Below are 4,168 nucleotides of genomic sequence, written 5' to 3'. Positions count from 1 at the left end.
CGGACCCGCAGCCAACGCATCCGGAACCCCCAACCTCGCCACCACATAACACGCCTGCGCAACCCAACTACCCGACAAAATACCCAGCAGCTTGCGCCGCGCGAAAACGCTACTCATCGATGCGGACTCCACGTCCGTCGTCACCCGTTGCTCTGGTTCTTGATCGCGATCAGGTGCCTGGACACTGGCCGTTCTCCTTGCTCGTCTTTGGTGTCGGTTGGTCGCAGGTGCGGGGAAGCTCAGTCTCGCCACAGGATCGGGCAGTAGTCCGGGTCGGCCTAGTCGGGCCGGCCGTCGGCGGTACACCGCACGAGCGCGTCGTCAGGTGACGCGGACAGCGCGGCGCTCTGCGACCAGTTGGCGCAGTACCGACCGAGCGATCGGACCAGTCCGCGAGTGCAATGGGACGGTTTTGTCCGGGCCGGCCGGCAGGCCGTCGTCAACCCATTCCGGCCTGACCTCGGAAGCGAACTCCGCCTTCATTCCCGCGAGCACGTAGCCCCCACAAATTCACAGCCCATACCAGCCGTGACGTACCGGCCGTTATGCCTCTCAGCCCGACAGCGGTGGACTGTACGTCAATTCCCACGCCCTGAGAAGCAGCAGAATCGACGGAGCTTTATGTAATTGACCGATAGCACAACGTCAGCAACCATGGGTGGCCGCGCCGGTCGTGATACGGCCGGACGGACGAATCGCTTGGCAAGAAAGGACTATGGCGGCCTGCTCGGCAAGCGCCTCAGCGCGCGCGTGCGCGAGCGGCCGAGGACCGCTCGCGGGTCGGGCACGCACCGTGCGGATCGGACAATTCGCCTCGAGGTGTCATCGCATTCGCCGGTCGGCGCCCGCCGAACGGGGCGCCCTGCATCACACGCAGTGACAGCGACCGGGCCAATTCTCGCGGATTCCGGGTGCGCGATTCTCGGTATTCACGGGAAGAATTCCGTAACGGGCTACCGGGATTGTCGCGCTTTTGTCCGGCAGCGCGATCTGGCGGCGTTCCCGCCACCGGTGGTACACCACAGTCCGATGGAGACGGTGCCGGGAGCCTGGGGCGGGGCTCCCGGCACCGGTTTGCCGGATCAGTTCCAGGGCAGGAACTCTCCGTTGAACCACTGACCATGCGCGTCGTCGGAGTAGACGTCCACGTTGAAGTCGTAGTTCAGGTGGTTGCGGGGATAACCCAGCCAGCCCGACGCGGCGGTGCTGTCACAGATGACGTCGTCGGTGCAGATCGTCACCGTCGGGATGTCGCCGAAGGAGTTGTCCGCGCCGGCGAGCGGCGGACCGACCACGCCGGCGTACCACTGGCCGGCGAGGCCGGCGGCGCCGGGATTCGCGGCTCGCTTCGGGTCGGCGATCAGCACGGCGTTCACATTGTCGAAGGTCTGCCAGTTCTCACTGACCCAGGTGTGCACCACCGCGGCGCCTTCCGAGAAGCCGATCGCCTTGGCGTGCTGGGTGGGGCACAACGCGCGCTGGTCACGGATCAGCCGGTTCAGCTCGTTCACGCCCTCCCGCGCGCTCGCCCCATTCAGCTGCGCCGAGTACCCGACCCGCTGGCTGACGTCGCCGGTGAAGACGCTCGACGTAGGGTCGTTGAACCCGCCGACCACGATCGTGTACGTGCCGCCGCACGGTGCCGCCTGCGCCGTCGGCGCGCCGACGACGGCGAAGACTCCCGCGGACAGCACGACCGCCACCAGCATTGCCGCTAGCCGTCTCATCTCGGACCTCCTTGTGTCATGGCTCCAGTGCGTAGGCAATCAGGTACGGTTCGGCCGAGTCGCGAATCGTGGAGAAGCCTGGAAAGTCTGGAATTCTGCGGGGGTGTGATGCCCGGGGAGCCAACCGCTCGCGACGGCGCCGACACGATCACCACCGCCGCCGAGCTCGGCCGGGCGCTGAAGTACCTGGTGCGCCGGCGTCCCGGTGGGCCGGTCAAGGTCGCCGCGCTCGCCAGGCGGCTCAACCTCTCGCAGAGCACCCTCTACGCCTACCTGGCGGGCACGACCGTGCCACCGAGCGACGTGCTCGACGACCTGCTCGGTGAACTCGGTGCGCCGGCCAGCGAGCATCGCCGGCTCTCGCTTGCCCGCGATGCGTTGCACCGCCGCCGCGCGGCGAGCCAGCCGCGGCAGGTGCCCCACGAGCTTCCGGCCGACACCGCGGGTTTCACCGGCCGGGCTGCGGAGCTGGACGAGCTGGACGCCGTCCTTTCCGGCGATGCCGGGTCCGGCGCGCCCGCGCGGATCGCGTCGGTGTCCGGTCCGGCCGGCGTCGGGAAGACAGCCCTGGCCGTGCGCTGGTGCCACCGTGTCACCCACGAGTTCCCGGACGGCTGCCTGTACAGCGATCTGCACGGCTACTCTCCGGCCGACCCGCGCGATCCGGCCGACGTGCTCGCCGGGTTTCTGCGCGGCCTCGGCGTCGACGGCGGCGAGATCCCCGACGACCCGCACGAGCGCGCCGCGCGGTTGCGCAGCCTGCTCACCGGCCGGCGGGTGCTGATCCTGCTGGACAACGCGCTCGACGCCGACCAGACCCGGCTGCTGCTGCCCGGCAGCCCGACCTGCTTCGTGGTGATCACCAGCCGCGCGGACCTGGCGGGACTGCAGATCGATCCGGGCGCTCATCACATCGGTCTGCGTCCGTTGCCGGTCGTGGAGGGCATGGCGCTGCTGCGCGCCCACCTCGGCAGCAAGGTCGACGACGCCGAGGACGCGGCCCGGCGCCTCGTCGACCGGTGCGACGGGCTGCCGCTCGCGCTGCGCGTGGTGGCCGCGCAGGCCATCCACCACGCCCGGCCGCTGGACGACCTGGTGGCCGAGCTGTCCGGCCAGGGACTCGACCTGCTGGACGTCGGCGACCGGACCACGGCCATCGGCACGGTGTTCTCCTGGTCCCTGCGGCACCTGCCCGCGGCGACGGCGACGGACTTCGCGCTGCTCGGCTCGCATCCCGTCCGCGAGCTCGACACCGCCGGGATCGCGGCGCTGCTCGACACCGACACCCGCGCGGCGAGCCGGCGGGTCGACCGGCTGGTCCGGGCGCACCTGGTCCAGCGGTCGGGTGCGGGCCGGTTCGGCATGCACGACCTGGTCCGCCAGTACGCCGGGGACCGCGCGAGCGAGCTGCCCGCCGAGATCCGGGAGGCCGCCGTCGGCCGGCTCGTCGACCACGTCATCGAGCGCGCCACGTGGGCCATGGACGTGCTGCACCCGGACGAGCCGAACTCCGGCCCGGTGGCCGAACCCGCCGCGGAGCAGCTCGGCGCCGCTCGGGCGTGGCTGGACGCGGAGTGGCACAACCTGCTCGCGGTCGTCGCCGACTCCGCCCGGCGCGGCTGGCCCGAACCCACCGCCCGGCTGACGACCGTCCTGCGGCGACACCTGGACGAAGGGGGACGGCACAGCGACGCGCTCACCGTCCTGGGGCACGCCCTCGAGGCCAGCAGGCAGGCCGGCGACCTGGCCGCGGAGGCCGAGGCGCTGCACAGCCTGGGCGTCGCCTACCTGCGCCTGGGCCGCCACGAGGACGCGGGAAAGGCGCACCGTGCGGCGATCGCCGTCTGCCGGGAGTGCGGCGACCGGCACGGCGAGGCCGCGGCGCTGAACAACCTCGGCAACCTCCACGAGCGGCTCGGCCGGTTCCACGAGGCGATGGATCACTACACACGAGCGCTCGCGCTCGCCGACGAGCTCGGCACCCGGCAGGGAAAGGCCATCCTGCGCAACAACCTCGGCGTCGTGCACACCCGGCTGGGCAACTACGCGCAGGCGGTGCGCGAGTGCCGGCGGGCACTCACCGCGTTCCGCGCGCTCGGCGACCTCGGCGGTGCGGCGCGATCCCTGGGCAACCTCGGCGAGATCCGCGGTCTGGCCGGACGACCCGCCGACGCGATCGTCCGCTACGAGCAGGCACTGGCCCTCGTCGACGAGATCGGCGCCCGCGGCATCGCGATCGAGTTGCTCAACCACCGGGGCAGCGCACACCTCGCCCTGGGCACCATCGACCGAGCCCGCGCCGACCACGAGGCCGCGCTCGAGGTCGCCAGGACGATCGGCGATCGCTACGAGGAAGCCAGGGCGCTCGAAGGGATCGGGCACGCCCTACTCGCCGCGGGCCGCGCCGACCTCGCCGCCGGCCGGTGGCAGCGGTCGGCGGC

Annotated in this window: 2 protein-coding genes; one reads left to right on the top strand and one right to left on the bottom strand. The window is 71.2% G+C overall.

From position 1 onward, the window contains the following. Nucleotides 1-1,082: 1,082 nt before the first annotated feature. Entirely contained in the window at nt 1,083-1,727 is a 645-nt protein-coding gene (locus ACRDTB_RS37460) for a cutinase family protein (RefSeq protein WP_431437008.1), read from the bottom strand. Nucleotides 1,728-1,835: 108 nt separating this feature from the next. On the opposite strand from ACRDTB_RS37460, the gene ACRDTB_RS37455 reads away from it, so the two are divergent. Then, nucleotides 1,836-4,168, top strand: a 2,333-nt coding sequence (locus ACRDTB_RS37455) for an ATP-binding protein (protein ID WP_431437007.1), incomplete at its 3' end; no start/stop codon positions are given.

It is taken from the genome of Actinophytocola sp. (assembly GCF_050699935.1).
Taxonomy (GTDB): domain Bacteria; phylum Actinomycetota; class Actinomycetes; order Mycobacteriales; family Pseudonocardiaceae; genus Actinophytocola.
Note: the sequence above shows the minus strand (reverse complement) of the source record. Positions and strands in the feature narration are given on the sequence as shown.